The organism is Streptacidiphilus sp. EB103A (assembly GCF_041261405.1).
Classification (GTDB): domain Bacteria; phylum Actinomycetota; class Actinomycetes; order Streptomycetales; family Streptomycetaceae; genus Streptacidiphilus.
In genome coordinates this window covers 172,488-188,019 of sequence record NZ_JBGCAQ010000007.1, presented here as the reverse complement: position 1 = coordinate 188,019, position 15,532 = coordinate 172,488, and the positions used below count along the sequence as shown (strand labels likewise).

At 70.0% G+C, this 15,532-nt stretch carries 14 protein-coding genes; 9 read left to right on the top strand and 5 right to left on the bottom strand.

What is annotated here, in order from left to right; all coding sequences use genetic code 11:
• Nucleotides 1-26 precede the first annotated feature (26 nt).
• Together ABH941_RS13740 and ABH941_RS13735 are read right to left on the bottom strand one after the other, a co-directional pair.
• A complete protein-coding gene (locus ABH941_RS13740) occupies nucleotides 27-1,223 on the bottom strand; it encodes a Gfo/Idh/MocA family protein (RefSeq protein ID WP_370129301.1) in 1,197 nt (398 codons plus the stop codon).
• Nucleotides 1,224-1,343: 120 nt separating this feature from the next.
• Nucleotides 1,344-2,201 carry a sugar phosphate isomerase/epimerase family protein gene (locus tag ABH941_RS13735; protein WP_370129300.1) on the bottom strand — a complete coding sequence of 286 codons (858 nt, stop codon included), beginning with the start codon at nucleotides 2,199-2,201 and terminating at the stop codon, nucleotides 1,344-1,346.
• Nucleotides 2,202-2,334: 133 nt separating this feature from the next.
• Here ABH941_RS13735 and ABH941_RS13730 point away from each other — a divergent pair, with 133 nt between their 5' ends.
• Nucleotides 2,335-3,390 (top strand): LacI family DNA-binding transcriptional regulator, encoded by a 1,056-nt coding sequence (locus ABH941_RS13730; RefSeq protein WP_370129299.1) that lies wholly within the window; start codon nucleotides 2,335-2,337, stop codon nucleotides 3,388-3,390.
• A gap of 130 nt (nucleotides 3,391-3,520) precedes the next feature.
• Here the strand turns inward: ABH941_RS13730 and ABH941_RS13725 are convergent, their stop codons facing one another.
• Nucleotides 3,521-4,435, bottom strand: coding sequence for an ADP-ribosylglycohydrolase family protein (locus tag ABH941_RS13725; protein ID WP_370129298.1), 915 nt, complete (start codon nucleotides 4,433-4,435; stop codon nucleotides 3,521-3,523).
• Between the two features lie 150 nt (nucleotides 4,436-4,585).
• Between ABH941_RS13725 and ABH941_RS13720 the strand changes: the two genes are divergently transcribed.
• Nucleotides 4,586-5,752 (top strand): helix-turn-helix domain-containing protein, encoded by a 1,167-nt coding sequence (locus ABH941_RS13720; RefSeq protein WP_370129297.1) that lies wholly within the window; start codon nucleotides 4,586-4,588, stop codon nucleotides 5,750-5,752.
• Nucleotides 5,749-6,291: a hypothetical protein gene (locus tag ABH941_RS13715; protein ID WP_370129296.1), complete on the top strand. Its 543-nt coding sequence runs from the start codon at nucleotides 5,749-5,751 to the stop codon at nucleotides 6,289-6,291. Before ABH941_RS13720 ends, ABH941_RS13715 begins: the two co-directional genes overlap by 4 nt.
• Here the strand turns inward: ABH941_RS13715 and ABH941_RS13710 are convergent.
• The gene (locus ABH941_RS13710; protein ID WP_370129295.1) at nucleotides 6,260-6,802 is read right to left on the bottom strand and encodes a GNAT family N-acetyltransferase; all 543 of its coding nucleotides are present in this window, start codon (nucleotides 6,800-6,802) and stop codon (nucleotides 6,260-6,262) included. The genes ABH941_RS13715 and ABH941_RS13710 overlap by 32 nt on opposite strands.
• Before the next feature lie 47 nt (nucleotides 6,803-6,849).
• On the opposite strand from ABH941_RS13710, the gene ABH941_RS13705 reads away from it, so the two are divergent.
• The 4 genes from ABH941_RS13705 (at nucleotide 6,850) to ABH941_RS13690 (ending at nucleotide 11,523) form a co-directional block, all read left to right on the top strand.
• Nucleotides 6,850-7,635, top strand: a complete 786-nt coding sequence (locus ABH941_RS13705) for a hypothetical protein (RefSeq protein ID WP_370129488.1) — start codon at nucleotides 6,850-6,852, stop codon at nucleotides 7,633-7,635.
• Between the two features lie 144 nt (nucleotides 7,636-7,779).
• Complete coding sequence (locus ABH941_RS13700; RefSeq protein WP_370129294.1) at nucleotides 7,780-9,738, top strand: cellulose binding domain-containing protein; 1,959 nt, start codon at nucleotides 7,780-7,782, stop codon at nucleotides 9,736-9,738.
• A gap of 164 nt (nucleotides 9,739-9,902) precedes the next feature.
• On the top strand, nucleotides 9,903-10,427 hold the full coding sequence (locus ABH941_RS13695; RefSeq protein WP_370129293.1) for a SigE family RNA polymerase sigma factor: 525 nt from the start codon (nucleotides 9,903-9,905) through the stop codon (nucleotides 10,425-10,427).
• Nucleotides 10,417-11,523: a hypothetical protein gene (locus ABH941_RS13690; RefSeq protein ID WP_370129292.1), complete on the top strand. Its 1,107-nt coding sequence runs from the start codon at nucleotides 10,417-10,419 to the stop codon at nucleotides 11,521-11,523. The genes ABH941_RS13695 and ABH941_RS13690 overlap by 11 nt, the downstream gene beginning before the upstream one ends.
• Nucleotides 11,524-11,534: 11 nt before the next feature.
• Here the strand turns inward: ABH941_RS13690 and ABH941_RS13685 are convergent, their stop codons facing one another.
• Entirely contained in the window at nucleotides 11,535-13,202 is a 1,668-nt protein-coding gene (locus tag ABH941_RS13685; protein ID WP_370129291.1) for a protein kinase, read from the bottom strand.
• Nucleotides 13,203-13,397: 195 nt separating this feature from the next.
• On the opposite strand from ABH941_RS13685, the gene ABH941_RS13680 reads away from it, so the two are divergent.
• Both ABH941_RS13680 and ABH941_RS13675 read left to right on the top strand, forming a co-directional pair.
• Nucleotides 13,398-14,294, top strand: a complete 897-nt coding sequence (locus ABH941_RS13680; RefSeq protein ID WP_370129290.1) for a haloalkane dehalogenase — start codon at nucleotides 13,398-13,400, stop codon at nucleotides 14,292-14,294.
• A complete protein-coding gene (locus tag ABH941_RS13675) occupies nucleotides 14,291-15,178 on the top strand; it encodes an RNA polymerase sigma factor (protein ID WP_370129289.1) in 888 nt (295 codons plus the stop codon). The genes ABH941_RS13680 and ABH941_RS13675 overlap by 4 nt, the downstream gene beginning before the upstream one ends.
• Nucleotides 15,179-15,532: the final 354 nt, after the last annotated feature.

Genomic DNA, 15,532 nt, shown 5'->3' with positions numbered 1-15,532 from the left:
GATCCTTGTCCTTCTTGTACGGGTGGTCAGGCGGTCGGGGGAACCGTGACGGCGGCGCCGCCGTTGTGGGAGGACGCGACGACGGCCTGGATGATCTCCATGGTCCGCAGCGCGTCGGCGAACGTGGCGCAGGCCGGCAGCGGCTCGGCGGCCCCGGCGACCTGGTCCAGGAAGGCCCGGGCCTGGAAGGTGAACATCTCGGCGTTGCCGCCGCCCACGCCGGGCGCCTCCATGGGGTAGCCGCCCGCGAAGTACGGCAGCTGCGGACCGGCGATGATCTGTCGTGCCCCCCGGGTGCGGGCCTGCGGCTGGGAGTCGTCGAAGAGGTACTCGGCCGGCCGGTGCTGGTCGAACGCGGCCCGGCCGCCCAGTCCCAGGACGTCGAAGGCGAGCCCGTTGGGCAGGCCGAACGCGGTGCGCGACACCGAGAAGGTGCCCACCAGGCCGGACTCGAAGCGGGCGGTGAAGGACGCGGTGTCCTCGTTCTCGACCTCGCCGAACTCCTCGGACACGGGGGCGGCGTTGTGCCCGACGACGGCGCCCAGCGGCAGGGGCCGCTTGGGGACCTGTGTCGACAGCGACGCGCCGGAGACCGCGGCGATGGGCCCGGCGATGTACTCCGCGGCGTCGATCACGTGCGCGCCGATGTCGCCGAGCGCGCCGGAGCCCGGCTGGCCCTTGAAGCGCCAGCTCAGCGGCCCGTTCGGGTCGGTCGCGTAGTCGCACCAGTACCGGCCGCTGAACAGCGTGAGGCCGCCCAGCTCGCCGCGCCGGACATGGTCGCGGATCGCGGCGATGGCGGGGGAGCGGCGGAAGGTGTAGCCGACGGCGGTCACGACGTCGGCGCCGCGCTCCAACTCGGCCATCGCGCGGGCGTCTTGGAGCGAGCCGGCCAGCGGCTTCTCGCACAGCACGTGCTTGCCCGCGGCGACCAGCGCCTCCGCGATGGGGCGGTGCAGGCTGTTGCCGACGACGATGCTGACGGCGTCGATCGTCGGGTCCTCGACCACGGCCTCCCAGCTCGGGAGCGCCTTCTCGTACCCGTACCGGCGGGCCGCGTCCTCGCCGAGTGCGATGTTGGCGTCGGCGATCGCGGCCAGTCGGACGGGCGGCAGGCCGGCGCCGAAGACGGTGTTGACATTGCGGTAGCCGGCGGCGTGGCTGCGACCGGCCATGCCGGCCCCGATCACCGCGACGGATATGGGCTTCCCGGACGTGGTCATGGCTGTGCCTTTCGGAGGAAGGGAGAGCAGCGGTTGGTGCGGAAGGCGAACCCGGCGGCGACCTGCTGGGCGGGCTCGGGCCGGCGAGTGGTGACGACCTCGGAGCCGGGGAATGGGCGGTCAGGGCCTGGCTGCCAGGTATTCGTCGATCTTCTTCCGCATGAAGGTCGAGGACTCCTTCGCGCGCTCCTCCCAGGCGAAGACGCATGCGGTCAGCGTGCCGTCGAAGCCGTGGGCCTTCAGCTCGCGGAAGAGTTCGTCGAAGTCGACCTCGCCCTGGCCGATGTCCAGGTGCTGGTGGATCCGGGCCGCGGTGCCGGGCGGGTTGAGGATGTAGCGGTTGCCGGAGGACGCCGTGTGGTCGAAGGCGTCGGCGAGATGGACGTGGCTGAGCAGGTCGCCCGCGTAGTCGATGATGCCCGGGGCGTCGTCGCCGATGTGGAAGGTGTGCGGAGCGCAGTAGAGGAAGCTGACGTTGGGGTGGTTGATGCCGCGGATGAGGTTGACGGCGTCGTAGCCGTTCTCGATGAAGTCGTCCGGGTGCGGTTCCAGCGCGAGGTGGATGCCCTCCCGCTCGAACAGCGGGAGGAGCTCGTCCATGGACTTCCAGAACTGGGCTTCGCTCCGCTCGGGGTCCTCGGGCCGTCCGTTGAACTCGGAGATCATGCTGTCCACACCGAGATCGGCGGCGATCCGGATGGCGCGCTTCCAGTACCGTACGGCGGCCTGCCGCGCGTCCTCGTCCGGCCCCGACCAGCGGAACAGCGGCAGTACCGAGGAGACGCCGACGCCCGCGGACGCCAGCGCCCTGCGGAACTTCTTCACTGTGCCGTCATCCACGCGGGGGTGCCGGAAGAACGGGATGAAGTCCTCCCGCGGCGAGAGCTCGATCCACTCGTAGCCCAGCTCGGCCACCGCTGCGGGCAGGTCGAGCAGCGGGATGTCGCGGATCATGTAGGGGTCGAGTGCGATCTTCACGCGGATCTCCCGGAGGGGACTGATGGGGTCGGCGACCCGTTTTCTTAAAGCGCTTTAAGTGCTGGTACTATCGGCGCAGTCGCGGGCATGTGTCAAGTGCGTGGCCGAAACCGACCTGAGATCGGGAGATCACGTGGACGAGCTCAGCGCCCCCGCCCCCGCGGGCGACAACGGCGCCTCTCCACGTCCCCGACTGGAGGACGTCGCCGCCCAGGTGGGCCTGTCGACGGCGACCGTGTCGCTGGTGCTGCGCAATGTGCCCGGCCCCAGCGAGCGCACGCGTCAACGGGTGCTGAAGGCCGTCGCCGAGCTGGGATACCGCCCCGACCGCACCGCGAGCCTGCTGGCCAGCAGGCGCAGCCGACTTCTCGGAGTCATGGTCGACATCCACAGCCCCTTCCATGCCGAACTGGTGGAGCACCTTCACACGGCCGCCGAGGAGGTCGGCTACGACCTCGTCCTGAGTACCCAGACGCGTACCCGCGACGAGCACACCGCGATCGAGACACTGCTCGCCAACCGCAGCGAAGCCCTGATCCTGCTCGGCTCGCTGGCACCCGCTTCCGTTCTCGCCGACCTCAATCGCAGGGTGCCCGTCATCTCCGTGGGTCGCCGGGTCGCGAAGGCCGGCCTGGATGTGGTGCGCACCGCCGACGACGCCGGGGTGGGCCAGATCGTCGACCATCTGGTGAGCCTCGGGCACCGGTCCATCGCCTATGTCGACGGCGGCAAGGGAGCCATCGCCACCGACCGGCGCCGCGGCTACCGGAACGCCATGCGCCGGCGCGGACTCGGGGAGCACATCTCGGTCCTGCACGGGGACGGCACCGAACCGGGCGGCGAGAAGGCCGGTCGGCAGCTTCTCGACGCCGGTGACCTTCCGACCGCTGTCGCGGCCTACAACGACCAGAGCGCCATCGGCCTCCTCACCGCCTTTCGGCGGGCCGGTGTCGACGTCCCCGGCGTTGTGTCCGTCGCCGGTTACGACGACGACACCCTCTCCCGGCTGACCTGCTTCGATCTGACCACGGTCAGCCAGAATGCCGAGGAACAGGCCCGGCAGGCCGTCGCGGCCGGCGTCGAGCGCCTCGATCACGGCCGCACCCAACCCCGGGAGATCGTCCTCGCGCCCTGTCTGATCACGCGGGGGACGACAGCGCGGTCGGTCTCCGAGTCTGCAGGGACGTAGCGGACCCAGCACTGACAGCTCACCGGCCTCGGGATCGCCGCTTACTGCCTCGCCGGGGATGACCGACGGAGCCGCCCGCGACCTCGACGGCCTGGTTGGCGGCCCGCTGCCTCCGGGAGGGCCGGCCCCTCTACAGCCAGGAGGGCAGCGTCTCGGTGCGGTCCCGCCAGGCGGCGGGGATGCCCTCGGTGCCGACGCGGGAGGCGACGATGCCGCCGACGATCGCGCAGGTGGTGTCGACGTCCCCGCCGGCCGAGGCGGTGGTCCACAGGGCGGTCTCGTAGTCGGTCAGGTTCCTGGCGGCGCACCACAGGGTGATGGGGACGGTGTCGACGGCGCTGACCTGGCGTCCGTTGCCGAGCGTATGAGCGGCGAGCTCAACGTGGGGCTCGTCCAGGAGCCTGCGGGCCTCGACGACTCCGTCGCGGACGCGGCCGGGCGGCGTGAGGTCCAGAACGGTGTCGAGCAGGGCGGTGCCGGTCACGGGTTCGGTGCGACCGTGCGCGGCGCGGCTGGCTGCGACGGCGACCGCGACGGCTCCGGCGACGGCTTCAGGGTGGGTGTGTGTCACCTCGGCGGACAGTGCCGCCTGCTCCGCTGCCCGGGCCGGGTCGCCGGGGTAGCGCGCGCCGAGGGGAGCGACGCGCATCGCGGCCCCGTTGCCCCAGGATCCCTGCCCGTCGAACAGCCCGGCGGACAGTTCGCGCCAGTCGCCACCCTGGCGGACCAGGCGCAGCATGCGGTTCATCGCGGGACCGTAGCCGCGGTCGAAGTCGTGCCGTTCGGCGAAGGAACGCGCGAGTTCCTCCTGGTCCACCGCGCCGTGGTGCATGACGAGTTGGTGGATGGAGCAGGCCATCTCGGTGTCGTCGGTCCACGGCCATGGCGCGTCAGGCAGTCGGCGCTCGCGTAGGGCGGCACGGTTGTCGGGGACGAAGAACTGGGCGCCGAAGGCGTCACCGACGGCCAGGCCGTTCAGGGCGTCACGTGCGGTGGCGATGGGATCGGTCGGAAGGTTGTTGAAGGAGTGCGGATGGGAGGCCATTGCCCGGCATCCTCCCAACCCCGGTCCACGCCGGCCACCGGGTTTTCCGGAAAATCCGGCCGGGGCCAATACCTGAAACCGTGACAGTTCAGTCGTGTTCGCGAGTCTCCGAGAGTTGCGATTTTCGCAATGAACGGTACGCTGGGTGTCATGGACGAGACTGTCTCCGGCCGCGTTCGCGCGGTCATCCGTGCAGCCTCTCTCAGCCAGGCTGCGTTTGCTGAACATGTCGGCCTGAGTCCCGACAAGCTGTCCAAATCCCTCGGTGGAATACGTAGGTTCACCTCGCTCGAACTTGCGCTGATCGCCGAAGCGGGCCAGGTGACTGTCGACTGGCTGCTCACCGGCAGAGAGCCGTTGCAGCCGGTACTTGCCGCGCGAACCAGCAGGTCGACCGTGCCGGGGCGCGACGGCATCGAGGAGGTGACCGACCGCTTCACTGCCGCGTACGACGTCCTGGATCTTCTGGGGCGAACCCCGGCGCTGCCCGAGCTTCCCTCGGTCGCTACAGGCATGCCTCGCGACCCCGACGAGGGTGCGGCGCTCGCCGAAGCGGCTCGTGGACTACTGAGAGCTGTCGGCGCCGAGACCATCGCCGAGCAGTCGACAGATGATCTGCTGGCCTCCTGGGAGCGCACTTTCGGCGTGGACATCGCGGTCACCCGCCTGCCCTCCGGCGTGGACGGGCTGGCCTGGCAGGCCGACCACTTCCGGCTGATCCTGGTCAACCGCACCGATCGCTGGACCAGACAGCGCTTCACCATCGCGCACGAGCTGGGCCACATCCTGGCCCGCGACGCCCAGGACCTGCTGCTGGAGGCCGAGGTCGCCCCGGGGCGCCAGGCCGAGGCAGGTGAGATCCGTGCCAACGCCTTCGCGGCGAACCTGCTCCTTCCGGAGGACGAACTGCGTGCAGCGTGGAGCGCCACCGCCCGGACGGATGACGCCTTCGGCCGACTGGTCGTCGGATTCCAGGTTTCGCCGAGCGCCCTTGCCGCCCGGATGAAGGCTCTCGACCTCATCGACCAGTCGAGCCGCGACAGGCTGCGCCGCCTCACGACCGCCGACTGTTACGCGGCGGCCGGGGCCATGCGCGACTACCTCCAGCAGGCGACCAAGGCCGAGGGCGAACGCTTTCCGCTGCGGCTGGCCGGTGGGCTCTACGCCGGCTACCGCGAGGGCGACACCACGCTTCGTCCCCTCGCTGCACTGCTCCAGACGGACGTTGAGGACCTTCTCGATCTCTTCGAGCCACCGGTGCAGGACACGTCCACCGATGTCGCCACCGTCGAAGGGGACATGGTCTTCCAGCCATGAGCACCTGGTGGTTCCCGGACAACACCGTCCTGTGCAACTTCGCCGCCGTCGACCGTCTCCGTCTGCTTGAGGAAGTGCTCGACGGGAAGGGCCGCTGGACGGAGGCGGTGGCCCACGAAGCGTTCCTGTCGGCTCGTCACTTACCGCTGCTGCGCACGCTTCCTGCGGACGGATGGCTGGGCGATCCGATCGAGATCGACGACGCGGCAGAGCGCCAGGCCGTCGAGCGAGTCCGGCGATCAGTTTTCAACGGCGACCGGAGAGCCCCCACTCAGCACCTCGGTGAGGCCCAGACCTGCGTCCTGATCACATCGCTCCGTGAGTTCCGTGCTTCCGTGTGGATCACCGACGACCGCTCTGCCGGCACCTACTCCCGGCGGAAGGGCATCAGGACCCTGGAGACCATGGACCTCATGGCGCTGGCCGCCGTGAAGGGGCTGGTGCCTGCCACGGAGGGACACCGGCTGCTCCACGCGATGACCGCGGCTGGCCGCCACCTTCACCACATCAGCTCCCATCCGGACGACCTGCTCCGCTGAGCTCTCCCAGCGTCCGGCGCATGCAGCTGCGGGGCCATTGGTCCAGGCCGTGTGCCGCTTCGCGTTCGCGGATCTGTCGCAGTCCGGGGGTGAGCCTGCGGTCGTCCAGGAGCTGGAAGCCGCAGCGCGCGTAGTAGGGGGCGTTCCACGGGACTTCGGTGAAGGTCGTGAGGGTCAGGGCGGGCGTTCCCTCGGTCGTGGACTGGACCGCAAGATGGTCCAGCAGGGTGCGGCCGATACCGCGTCGGGAACTGTCCGGGTGCACCGAGACCTGCTCGATGTGGAGGTTGCCGTCGACGCGGTCGGCGATCAGATAGGCGACCGGGGTGTCGGCGTCGTTGACCGCGACCCAGGCCAGTCCTGCGAGTTGATAGCGGGCTAGCTCGCCCAGCGGAAGCGGTTCGTCGTCGGCGATCTCCTGCATGCCGATGTCGCGGAAGCACTGACCGGCGGCCCGCTCGATGTCCTGCAGGAGCGACAGCTCGTTCTGGCGTGCGGCTCGGATATGCATGGGCGCATTGTCCAGGGTCGACCTGGGAGGCCGGTGGCGTGGTGACGATGCTCGCCTCTCCGAAGCCGACACAAGCCTATGCACCGGCTGCGCGGCGGCGTACTACCGTGGTGTTCATGGCGAGGTGGTGGAGTGAAGAGCGCCTGAGGCGGCTTCGGGGTGCGCGGTATGCCGATGACGGGCCGGTGCTGGTCGCGCTGCTGTCGGGGCGTCAGTTGGAGGAGGTCCTGCAATTGGCGGGGGACGCCGTCGGCAGGGCCGCGGCTGATCAGGTGGCTGGTGCGGCTGAGTTGGCCGAGGAGTTCGCCCGGGCCCTGGACCAGCGGGGCTGGGAAGGAGACCAGGAGCTGGCGGAGCAGTTGCGCGGCGTTCTCGGTCACGTTCCGGCACCGTTGCTGCACCCGCTGCCGGTGGATCTGGAGGAGCTGTCGGATCTGCTGGAGGGCGACCCTGCGTGGGGTGGTGGCGCTGTCGATCTGGTCACTGGGGAGTGCCGACACGGCGGCCTCGACTCGTGGGAGGACGACGAGGACGAGGTTGATGAGGAGGACGGCGACCGGTGGTTGCCGGTCGTATGCCAGGGGTCACGGGAGGGTTACCGAGATATGGAGGAGTTCATCGCCGTGCTCGACGACGCCCGGTTCGCCGAGCTGCTGGAGGTGGCGATCGCAGGACCGGGGGCATTCCGCCGGTTCAAGGACGTCCTGGCCCGCGATGAGGAGCAGAGCCGCCGGTACTACCTGTTCGCCGGTGAACGGCAGGCCGGGCGGGCGCGGTCCTGGCTCGCGGAGCACGGATACTGCCCCGCGGTCAGTGCCGTCGAACCGCTCTGAGGACTTCCTGTTCTCACGGGGCAACTTTTCCGGGACTGCGGACCACTGACAGGTCGACAGCGCCGTGCGCCCGAATCCGTCCGGACGCAGGTGACGCGACCTCGTTCTCCCATGGGACGGGGCCCCGAGGCTTAGGAACTCCGCTTGTCCTCCCACGAATCCGAACCCGATCCCGCAGTCCTGCCGTACGGCTCCAGCCGATCGGCCGGGGCCGTGTCCCGGCCCGTGCACCGTCGCTCCAAGGTCACCCGCCGGGTCGCTCTCGGTGTGGGCGGGCTGATGGTGGCCTCCGGGCTGGCTGCGATCCCGCTCGCGCTGAGCGCCAGCGCCGCGACGACCGCGACGGTCACCGTGGTGGCCGGCACCTCGCTGGGTACGGTTCCCGCCACCGCCTTCGGCCTCAACACCGCTGTCTTCGACCAGTATCTGACCGACAGCAGCGCCGCCACCCTGATGAAGGCCGCCGGTGTCACGCAGTTGCGCTACCCCGGCGGCAGTTACTCGGACATGTATCACTGGAAGACCAACACCGTTGACGGCAGCGGATATGTCGCGGCCAACACCGACTTCGACCACTTCATGACCACCGCGAAGAGCGTCGGCGCCGACCCGATGCTCATCGCCGACTACGGGGCCGGCACCGCCGCCGAGGCCGCCGCCTGGGTGAGCTACGCCAACGTCACCAAGGGCTACGGCGTCAAGCACTGGGAGATCGGGAACGAGGTGTACGGAAACGGGCACTACGGGTCCGCATGGGAGCACGACACCCATGCCGACAAGAGCCCGACTGCCTATGCGAGGGCCGTGGTCGCGTATGCCAAGGCCATGAAGGCCGTCGACCCCTCCGTCAAGATCGGGGCGGTGCTGACCACCCCGGGCAACTGGCCGGACGGGATCGTCGCCTCCGGGGACAGCGCCGACTGGAACAACACCGTGCTCTCCATAGCCGGCAGTTCCATCGACTTCGTCTCCCTGCACTGGTATCCGACCGCTGGCAGCACCGCCGCGCTGCTGCAGACCCCGACCGCGGTCGCCGGTGCCACCAGTACCGTCAAGGCCCTGATCGCCAAGTACACCAGCAGGGCCGTGGCGGTCTCGGTCACCGAGACCGACGGGCTCAACTCGCCCGCGCGCACCAGCCAGGCTGCGGCGCTGTACGCGCCGGACACCTATATGACCTGGCTGGAACAGGGCATCAACGCCGTCGACTGGTGGGACCTGCACAACGGCGCCGGGGCGGTCGCCACCGTGGACGGCCAGACCGACTACAAGGACGAGGGCGTCCTGGCCAACGGCTCCTGCGGTTCGGGAGGCGTCTGCGAACCCGCCCATGAGACGCCCTTCCCCACCTACTTCGGGCTGAGGTCGCTGACGGCGCTGACCTCGCCGGGCGACACCATGGTCAGGTCGACCTCGACCAGCACCCTGGTCGGAGTGCACGCGGTGAAGGCCGTCGGCGGTGGACTCAACGTCATGCTGATCAACAAGTCCCCGGACACCGCAGCCACCGTCGCGCTCAACTACACCGGATACACCCCGGCTTCGGGCGCCGTCACCACCGTCTCCTACCTGAAGAACGGAACCACGCTCACCACCAGGGTCCAGGGCACCGCGACCCTGCAGACCCTCCCGGCGTACTCGATCACCACGCTCAAGCTGGCCCCGTCGACCGCCTCGGCCTCGGCCACGCCCTCGGCCACACCCTCAGCCTCCGCCACTGCGACGGCCAAGCCCTCCGCCACGGCCACCGCCACGGCTACCGCCACGAGCACGACGGCCGGCGCCGCCTGCAAGGTCGCGTACTCCACCAACGACTGGGGCAGCGGCTTCACCGCTTCGGTCACCGTCACCAACACCGGAACCAGCGCACTCAGCGGCTGGAAGCTCAGCTTCGCCTACACGGGCAGCCAGACCCTCAGCGGCACCGGCTGGAGCGGCACTTGGTCCCAGAACGGCAAGACCGTCACGGTGACCAACGCCGGCTGGAACGGATCCCTCGCGGTCGGCGGCAGCGCCACCGCCGGTGCGAACTTCAACTACAGCGGCAGCAACTCCGCACCGACCGCCTTCACGGTCAATGGAGCTTCCTGCACCACCGCATAGGCAGACGCGGGATCGTCCCGCTGTCAACCCACTACGGCCTTGCCCGCTTCGATCTGCCGAGGCGGGCAAGGCTGTTCACTGATCAGCACGACCGTGCAACCTTGTCGGCCGTTGCCTGACTCAAGTCGGGTGTCCGCGCCTTTCAGCCGACGAGGGGGCACTGCGTGGCGACGCATGAACGTGATGCCGAGTTCACCGTTTACGTACAGATGAGAAGTCGATGGTTGCACCGGATCGCCTACCTGCTCTGCCAGGACCCGTACCGGGCCGACGACCTCACCCAGTCGACGCTGCTCAAGCTCTATCTCAACTGGGGGAGGGCCAGGCGGGCGGACAACTTCGACGGATACGTCCGCACGATCCTGGTCAACACGTTCCTCCGGGAGCAGCAGAGCACCTGGTGGCGGCGGATGACACTGCAGCGCGGCCCGGATACGTACGCCGCCGAGGGTGACATGGACAGCTCGCTCGACCTGCTGTCCGCCCTCAGCAGGATCCCGCCCCGACAACGGGCGGCATTGGTCCTGCGCTTCTACTGCGACCTCTCGGTCGCCGAGACCGCCTCGCTGCTGGGCTGCTCCGAGGGGAACGTCAAGAGCCAGACCTCGCGTGGGCTCACCGCTCTGCGCCTGGTACTGGGCAACGCATCCGCCCTGAAGAACCGGAAGGAGATCCGCCGTGTCTGTTGAGCGTGATCTGAGCGAGCTGCTCCGCGATGATCTGCACGCGGTGCTCGACGAGCTGCCCGAGGGGCACGCAGTCGACGTGGCCGGCCTGGTCACGCAGGGGCGTCGTAGGCTGCGGAAGTCCCGTGGCCGCCGTGTCGCGTCTGCCGTGGCAGCCACTGTCGGAGCCGCTTGCCTGGCGGTGGCGTTGGTGCCGGATGAATCGGGCGTCGCCCGGCCCAGCGGGCCGGTGCCGCCGGCCGCGACGACGACTGCCGGGGCGACTGCTGACCCGGTGATCATCAACACGGCCTTCGGCTGGCTGCCTGCGCAACTGAACTCGGTCTCCTATGTGAACGACCGGAATGTGGACCCGCAGAGTTGGCAGTACACCGCGGCGACTCCGACGGTGCGGGAGAAGGCGGGTGACTGGACCTTCGCGCAGGTCTCGACGCAGCCCTGGGACGTGCCGGACATCCCGAAGACGGGCAGGCCCGCGGGCATGGTGCCAATCGGGTCGATCAACGGCCATCCGGCGTATGCGAAGACCTGGACGCATTCGAACGGCGCCACCTATCGGAGCGCCACGGCGGTCCTGTTCCGTTCCGCGTCCGGACAGACGGCCGAACTGGAGACATGGGACTTGGGTATGCAGGACACCGTCAGGATCGCGAGAGGTGTCGTGTTCGCGCACAAGGCGCTGCCGGTTCCGCTGCGCGTGACCGGGGTCGACGCCCCCGTAGCCCGCGCGGGCGCGGAGTACGACACCGTCAACGGCAAGTGGACTGGCACCTACCTGTACCTCGCGGTCAAGGCCGCACACAACTACGAGGCCGAGATCGGAGCAGTCCCGGCCGACCAGACGCTGTTCCCCACGACGGGCGGGCGAATCGTGGACACCCGCGACGGGGTGAAGGTCTTCGTGGGGCTCTCGGACACCTACATAAGCGGACTCTCGCTCGCCAAGATCTACCCGGAGGACGGCGGCGCCGACCGCACGCATCCCAATGCCGCCAACGACCCGACCGGCTATGGGGATCCGACCGCCTTCCTGAAGTCGCACATCACGAACCTCGGAGCCGAGCAGTCCCGTTGGACGACCTCGGTACTGGCACCCTGACCGTCGGTCCGTCAGGACGTCTGCTGGAGCGAGCCCTGGGTGATGACGCCGTTCTGGACCGTGTAGTAGCCGGCGTAGTCGGCTGTGGAGCCGTCGGTGTGCACGGCGTGCAGATGGACGTTGGCGGTGTCGCCGCTCTCGCTGTCGATGGTGATGGTGTCGCTGCTGGTGGTCGAGAAGCCGTTCGCGAAGGACGAGTAGGAGCCGCCGAGGTTCTTTCCGCCCAGGTTCCACGCGGTGCGGTAGTCGTGGGCGTTGATCGCGGCGTAGTAGGCGTCGACGGTGGCGCCCGGCCCGGGGGTCGGCTTGACCGACGTCGGTGCTGCGGTCGTCGGCGGCGGTGCGGACGAGGGTGAGGCTGATGCCGACGGGCTCGGCTGGACGGGTGCGGTGGTGGTGACCGGGGTCTCCGGGGACGGCGGCGCACTCTGCGCGGCGTGGTGCGTACCGCCCCTGGTGGCGGCGAGCGTCAGGCCGCCGCCGATCAGCGCGGCGGCGAGCGCGACGCCGCACACCAGCAGCCAGGTGCGGCGCCGGTGCGGATCACGGCCACCGGGGCCGCTGGGGCCGTACGGGCCGCCGGGCGGGGGGCTCGCCCAGCTGGGCGTGGGCGGGGTCGGGTACCCGTACGCCGGGCTGTAGGCCGGACCGTACGCCGGGGCAGGGGTCTGACCGGGCGGCCGACCGGGCGCCTGGGGCGTCGGGTAGCCCGGCAGCGGCGGGGGCTGCAGCGGGGTGGGTGGGGTCGACTGCGTGGGGTATGCGGAGCGGTCGCCTCCGGCGCCCGGGCCGTACGGGGGCGGGAGCGGGACCGCGGCCGCGGTGGGCGGGGTGTGACCCTGCGCCACCTCCTCCAGCATCCGCAGGGCCTGCTCGCCGGTGGCGCGCTCGGCCGGATCCTTGTGCAGCAGCGCTTCGAGCACCGGGAAGAGCGGCCCCGCGCTGCGCGGCTCGGGCAGCGGATCGGTGATCACCGCCTGCAGGGTGCCGATGGTGGAGCTGCGCAGGAACGGGGACTGCCCTTCGACCGCCGCGTAGAGGGTGGCGCCCAGCGACCAGAGGTCCGACTCCGGGCCCGGTCGGCGGCCGGCCACCCGCTCCGGGGCCAGGTAGTCCGGGGAGCCGACGATCTGGCCGGTCCTGGTGAGCCCGCTGCCGCCCTCGAACAGTGCGATCCCGAAGTCGGTGAGCACCACCCGCCCACGCCGGTCGATCAGCACATTGGCCGGCTTGACGTCGCGGTGCAGCACCCCGAGACGGTGCCCCTGGCCGAGTGCGGCAAGGATCTGCACTCCGACCCGGGCGGCGTCACGCGGCAGCAGGGTGCCCTCGTCGGCGATGATCTCGGCGAGGGAGCGGCCGTCGACCAGCTCCATCACGATCCAGGGCCGGCCGTCCTGCTCGACCACGTCGTGAATGGTGATCACATTGGGGTGGCCGATCCGTGCCGCCGCCCGCGCCTCCTGCTTCATCCGCGAGTGCAGTGTGTCCAGTTCCTCGGCCGGCAGCCCGCCGACGTTCAGCTCCTTGACCGCGACCTCGCGGTCCAGCAGCTGGTCATGGGCCCGCCACACGATCCCCATCCCGCCCCGCCCCAGCCGGTCGCCCAGCAGGTAGCGGCCGACCAGCAGCCGTACGGGGCCTTCCGGTGGCGATTGATCCGACGAGTGAGTGGTCATCAGCTGCGCCCCCGGCAACGAGCCTCCACGAACGGAACGTTCAGTCTGGCAGCTCACCTCGATGCCACGCGCCTACTCGGCCAACAGGACAGGAATACCCAATGCGGCAAGAAAAACAGGCCGAGGCGGTCACAACCGGTCGGGAACCCGTGTCCAACCAGGTGAAGGCAGTTTCCGCGAGGGAGGACCGGCACCATGGCCAGCATCGACGTACGTGATTCGTTCATGAGCTACCGCGACACCGGGGCCCCGCCCGCGCCCGCGTCCGGGGCCGTTCCGGTGGTGTTTCTGCACGGCAACCCCACGTCGTCGTACCTGTGGCGGAATGTGATTCCGCACGTCGCCGGGGAGGCGCGGTGCCTGGCGCCGGATCTGATCGGGATGGGGGAGTCCGGCAAGCCCGAGGTGGACTACCGCCTCGCCGACCACATCCGCTACCTGGACGCCTGGTTCGAGGCGTTGGAGCTGGACGAGGTGGTGATAGTCGGGCACGACTGGGGCGGGACGCTGGGGATGGACTGGGCCGCCCGGCATCCGGGGCGGGTGCGGGGTGTCGCGGTGGTCGAGACGTTCCTGCGGCCGATGCGATGGGAGGAGATGCCGCCGCAGGGGGCAGAGCTGTTCCGTGGCTTCCGCTCGCCGAAGGGCGAGGAGTCGATTCTGGAGAACAACATGTTCATCGAGTTCAACCTGCCGCGCGGGGTGGCGAGCGGGCTGGCCCCGAGCGACCACGACGTCTACCGGGCGCCGTTCCTCGATCCGGAGTCGCGCAGGCCGATGCTGGCCTGGACCCGCGAGTTGCCACTCGACGGCGAACCCGCCGACGTGGTGGCGGTGGTGGAGCGGTACCGCCGCTGGATGGCGGAGTCGCCCGAGGTGCCGAAGCTGCTCATGGCCGTGGAGAACGGTGTGGGGCTGGGCTCCCCCGGGATGATCGGCGAGGCGGCGGACGCCTTCGCGAGTGCCGAGGTGGTCTCGGTCGGACCGGGTGGGCACCACATTCCCGAGGACCGGCCCGAGGCGATCGGGACCGCGGTCGCGGGCTGGATCAGGCGGCATGCCTTGACCGCGGCGACGACAATGACAGCGTGACCGTTGAGAGCACGGACGGGGCAGAGAGCCCGGACGAGGCGGGCAGTGCGGCGGCCGCCGACGAAGTGGCCCTGGTGGCGCGCGCGGTCGGCGGGGACCGGGCTGCCCTGGACGAGGTGATCCGCCTCCTCCAGGATCCCCTCTACCGGCTGGCGCTGCGGATGGCCTGGCGGCCGGCCGACGCCGAGGACGCCGTCCAGGAGATCCTGATCCGGGTGGTGACCCGGCTGGCCACCTGGCGGGCCGAGGCGAAGCTGCTCACCTGGGCGTACCGGATCGGTGTCAACTACCTGCTCAACCTGCGCCGGCAGACCCCGCAGGAGGCCAGGCAGCTCAGCCTCGACGAGTTCCGGGACGATCTTGCCGACGGGCTGGCCGAGGCGGACTACCAGGGCCCGGAGGCCGCCCTGTTGGCCGAGGAGGTTCGGCTCTCCTGCACCCAGGCGGTGCTGCAGTGCCTGGAGCGCGGCGAGCGGATCGCGTTCGTGCTGAGCGACGTCTTCGAGCTGTCGTCCGCCGACGCGGCGTGGATCCTCGAAGTCAGCCCGGCTGCGTACCGCAAGCGGTTGGAGCGGGCGCGGCGCCGGATCCGCGCGTTCATGGATTCGACCTGCGGTCTGGTCAACCCGGAGGCGTTCTGCCGCTGCGCCCGGCGGGTGCCGAAGGCGGTCGCCATCGGCCGGGTCGACCCGGATCGACCGGTGTTCACCGCGCATCCGGTCAGCGCGTCGGGCCGTGGCGTCGCCGAGGCCGCGGTCCAGCTGAGCCGGCTGCACGACGCCGCCGCGGTGCTGCGGGCGCATCCCGACTATGCGGCACCGCAGTCCAAGGTCGACGCGATCGGGGCGCTGCTCAGGTCCGGACGGTTTCCGCTGCTGGAGTGACTGTGACTGTGACCGTGATCGCGATTGTGACCACGACCGACTGCCGTCCGGGGCGGCAAGGCATGTCGTCCCGCCGGGTCACGTCGCTGGAGCGGTCCGGGGGGACGGCGGTCGTGGCCACCCCCGGTGGCCACGACCGAGCCGCAGCTGTGGCCACCCCCGTGGGCCACCGCCGGGCGCCGAACCGCCGGAGCGGTTCGGCCGGGTGCGGGGACGCGTGTCGGGTGTCGGGACCAAGATCACCGACTCGGCCCGTACGCCACCAGCACGCCCTTTCCGTGGGCATTACACTGCCACCCAGCCGTGGCGTCTGTGTGGCGTCAGCAGGGGTGGGACCGACGATAGAGAATCTCC